Origin of the sequence: Mesorhizobium sp. M7A.F.Ca.US.014.04.1.1, from assembly GCF_003998745.1 — a bacterium.
GTDB lineage: Bacteria > Pseudomonadota > Alphaproteobacteria > Rhizobiales > Rhizobiaceae > Mesorhizobium > Mesorhizobium ciceri.
This window is the reverse complement of the sequence record NZ_RZRW01000561.1, coordinates 1-3,704: the sequence shown is the minus strand read 5'-3', so window position 1 is coordinate 3,704 and position 3,704 is coordinate 1. Positions and strand designations below refer to the sequence as shown.

5 protein-coding genes are annotated in these 3,704 nt (G+C 62.2%); 3 read left to right on the top strand and 2 right to left on the bottom strand.

Going from position 1 to position 3,704, the window contains the following annotated elements; translation table 11 throughout:
• On the bottom strand, positions 1-882 hold an 882-nt coding region (locus EOA22_RS27500; protein WP_164755884.1), incomplete at its 3' end, for a LysR family transcriptional regulator.
• Between the two features lie 149 nt (positions 883-1,031).
• Here EOA22_RS27500 and EOA22_RS27495 point away from each other — a divergent pair.
• The 3 genes from EOA22_RS27495 to EOA22_RS27485 are packed head-to-tail and all read left to right on the top strand — an operon-like array spanning position 1,032 to position 2,840.
• A complete protein-coding gene (locus EOA22_RS27495) occupies positions 1,032-1,934 on the top strand; it encodes an MBL fold metallo-hydrolase (protein WP_063168802.1) in 903 nt (300 codons plus the stop codon).
• Position 1,935: 1 nt separating this feature from the next.
• Positions 1,936-2,325 carry a nuclear transport factor 2 family protein gene (locus EOA22_RS27490; RefSeq protein WP_063168801.1) on the top strand — a complete coding sequence of 130 codons (390 nt, stop codon included), beginning with the start codon at positions 1,936-1,938 and terminating at the stop codon, positions 2,323-2,325.
• 26 nt (positions 2,326-2,351) lie between these two features.
• Positions 2,352-2,840: a nuclear transport factor 2 family protein gene (locus EOA22_RS27485; RefSeq protein WP_063168800.1), complete on the top strand. Its 489-nt coding sequence runs from the start codon at positions 2,352-2,354 to the stop codon at positions 2,838-2,840.
• A gap of 30 nt (positions 2,841-2,870) precedes the next feature.
• Here the strand turns inward: EOA22_RS27485 and EOA22_RS27480 are convergent, their stop codons facing one another.
• Positions 2,871-3,440: a methylated-DNA--[protein]-cysteine S-methyltransferase gene (locus EOA22_RS27480; protein ID WP_013530095.1), complete on the bottom strand. Its 570-nt coding sequence runs from the start codon at positions 3,438-3,440 to the stop codon at positions 2,871-2,873.
• Positions 3,441-3,704: the final 264 nt, after the last annotated feature.

The following is a 3,704-nucleotide window of genomic DNA, read 5'->3' as shown; positions in this document are numbered from 1 at the left end:
GATATGCTCCGTGAGCATGGATACGAATTGCGTCACCTTTTGCGGGCGAAAGCGCGCCGCCGGATAGACCACGTGAATGCCGCCGGAGGGCAGCGCCCAGTCGGGGAGCACGTGGACGAGGCGCCCCTGCGATAGATAGTCGACGACCAGATAGTCCGGCAGAACTGCCAGTCCGCCGCCGGCGAGCGTCGCTTCCAGTACGGCGGGCGTCGAGTTGATGGAGAACGCCTCGCGCAGGGTGATGGTGCGCGGCTCGGAATCGCCTCGGGTGAAGTTCCAGGTGAACGGCTTGCGAAGCACGGCATTGGCAACGAGCGGCAAGGAAGAAAGATCTTCCGGCTTGTCCACCCTGATCCCGGCCGCGAAATCCCGCGACGCGACCAGGATTTGCCGGAAGGTGCCGATGCGTCGCGCCTGCTGGCTGGAGTCATCCAGCCAGCCAACCCGGATGGACAGGTCGATCTTGTTGCCGATCAAGTCAATTATGGCATCGGAAATGACCAGTTCGACGCCGCAGGCCGGAAATCTCTGGCGAAAGCGGGCGGCGATCGGGGCCAGCACGATCGCGCCATAGTCATTGGACGCGGAAACACGCAGCACACCGGCCACCTCGGCGTTGGCCTCGCCAACCTCGGCGACCGCTTCTTCGACATCCCGCAGGATCAGAACGCAGCGTGCATGCAGAAGACGGCCTGCTTCCGTCGGCTCGACCCTTCGCGTCGTGCGCACGAGAAGCGTGGTCCGCAGCTCAGCCTCGAGGCGAGCGACTTGTTGGCTGACGACTGTTTTCGTGATGCCAAGCCGCTCGGCCGCGCGGGTAAAGGAACCTGCGTCGACCACGGTGGCAAAATAGGCGAGGCGATTGAGGTTTATCGATTCCACCACGAAGGCTCATTGTAAGCTTTCAACATACAGTTTGTATTATTACGGCCAATTTATTGATTAATCCAGAGGGCTTACCGTGCCGTCTACCGTCCGCCCTGCGGGCCCGTAGCCGCACCCGATCCCCTTTCATTCAACGGAGATATTCCATGTTCACGAGGAGACAGATCATGAAGACCTCATTGGTCCTCGGCGCAACCGCCGTTTTCGCGCCCATCGACAGCGGCCAGGCCGCCGGCGCCAAGCTTGGCTGGAAACACTTCCCGGCGGGTCCAAACGGTTTCTTCCGTGCGCCGGTGCTGCTGTCGGGGCCGAGCGAAGCCCTGTTGATCGACGGCGGCTTCACCTATCCGGACGGCAAGGCGCTCGCCGATGCCATCAAGGCCACCGGCAAGAAGCTGACCACCATCTATGTCACTCAGTCTGATCCCGATTACTACTTCGGCCTGAAGCCGGTGCGGGACGCCTTCCCGGAGGCAAAAGTCATCGCTGCCTCCGCCACGCTGGAAGCCATCAAGGGCAATGTGGAGAAGAAGCTCGCCGTCTGGGGTCCGCAACTGAAGGAAAATGGCCCGCAGGCGCTTTCCGACATCGTCCTCCCCGAGGCATTCGACGGCGCAACGCTGACGGTCGATGGCGAGACTGTAGAGATCGTCAATGCGGAAGAAGGATTGGCCAACCGCCGCTATCTGTTCGTGCCGTCGCTCAATGCCGTTTTCGGCGGGGTGATGATCTTCTCGGGCGTTCACGTCTGGACCGCCGACACGCAGACCAGGGAAAGCCGCGCCGCCTGGATCAAGACGCTGGACGCGATTGCCGCCCGCAAGCCCGCTGTCGTGGTGCCCGGCCACATGGCCCCCGATGCCGCGATCGGTCCTTCGGCGGTGGAGTTCACCAAGTCCTATCTCCTCACCTTCGAGGAAGAACTGGACAAGGCGGCAGACAGCGCCGCGTTGAAGGCCGCCATGGAGACCCGCTTCCCCGGCCTCGGTATGGGCGTCGCCCTCGATGTCGGATCCAAGGTCGCCAAGGGCGAGATGAAGTGGGGCTGACATGGCGACGAACCTCGATTTGATCCGTAGAACCTACGAGGGAACTTCCGAGGAGAACGGCCGCAATCTGCTGGCCGTTCTTTCCGCCGACATCGAATGGACCGAGGCGGAAGGATTCCCCTATGCCGGCACCTATGTCGGCATCGAGGCCCTGATGCAGGGGGTCTTCAAGCGGCTCGGCTCGGAGTGGATCGGATACCACGCCGACGTGCACAGCTTCATTGCCGATAGCGACCGGGTGGCGGCCTTCGGCGTGTATTCCGGTACATATAAGGCGACGGGAAAATCCATGACGGCCCCCTTCGCTCATCTCTACGAACTGCGGGACGGCAAGATCATCCGCATGCGGCAGTATGTCGATACGGTGCTCGTTGCGCGCGCATTGACCTGACACCGAAGCAACCGAGGGAGACATCCGTGCTGCAACTTAAATCCTTCGCGGCGGCCGCTTTCGCGGTCGCGGCGCTCACCGCCGCGGCGCATGCGGAAAACACCAAGCCGGTCAAGCAGGTGCTGCAACAGCATGAATTGACTCAAAAAAACAGGACGCTTGTCCTGAAAGCCTATCAGGCGCTGTTCGGCGACCATGACCTTACCGCGCTGGACCGCTATTGGGCCGAGGCTTACATTCAGCATAACCCGACGATGACGGATGGCCGAGACTCGGTCAAAAAGCTTCTCGAAAGCATGGGTGTCGCCAATTGGCCAAAACAAAAAGTCGACTTCAAGCGGGTGATCGCCGAAGGCGACCTCGTCATGACCCAGGTCGTTCAACCGAGGGCAGGTAACATGCCGGAGACCGTCATCGTGGACATTTTTCGCGTTGAAAACGGCAAGATCGCCGAGCATTGGGACGTGATGCAGCCGGTGCCCGCCAACCCGGTCAATAAGCGACCGATGTACTGATCCAGGCCTTCTGCCAGCGCCGGCCGCCGCTCAAAACCCGAACGATACCTGCGCCGGCGGCGGCGGGCCGACGCGCACGCCTTCCATGGCCAGCATCTTCTCCTTGGTGACCGAGCCGCCCGGCGCCGAGAAGCCGCCGATCTTGCCGCCGGCGGCAAGGATGCGATGGCAAGGGATGACCAGCGGCACCGGATTGGCTCCAAGGGCGGCCCCGGTTTCGCGGGCGAGCCCGGCATGGCCGGCGGTCTTGGCCAGCTCACCATAGGTGGTGGTTTCGCCGAAGGAGAGTTTTCGCGCCGCGTCGTAAATGGCGAGGCGGAAATCGTCGACGCCGTCGAGATCGACCGGTACGGCGGAGAAATCGACATCCTCGCCCGCCGCATAGGCCTTGATCGCTGCGATCAGCTCGACCACCCATGGCGGCTGCGCCGTGGAAGCGGAAACGCCACCGTGACGCAGCAGGCGCCGTTCCACCGCTTCGCGGCTGCGTTCGGGCAGGCAGAGCCGGATCAGGCCCTTTTCGCTCCAGGCAATGCCCATGAAACCGATCACTGTTTCTAACACTGCGTGGCCGGCCGTGATCGAAGCTGTCGTGACCATGATGCGTTCCTTCCCGCAAAGTGGCGAAATCCGGGATTCGTCCCAGTACATATCCGGAACAATATGGCATCGCCGCCCGCGTCTCGCCACCCGAAAACCACCTGATCGCCCCGATTGCCCGGCCTGAATCGCTGGTGTAAGGGATTTCTTAACAACCCGACAAACCGGACCCGAGCGCGGCTTGCCAGCAAAACTCAACCTTATCGCGATCGGCGTGATCCTGGCCGCCGCCGGCATCAGCGGCTGCACGTCGACCTCGCAGAT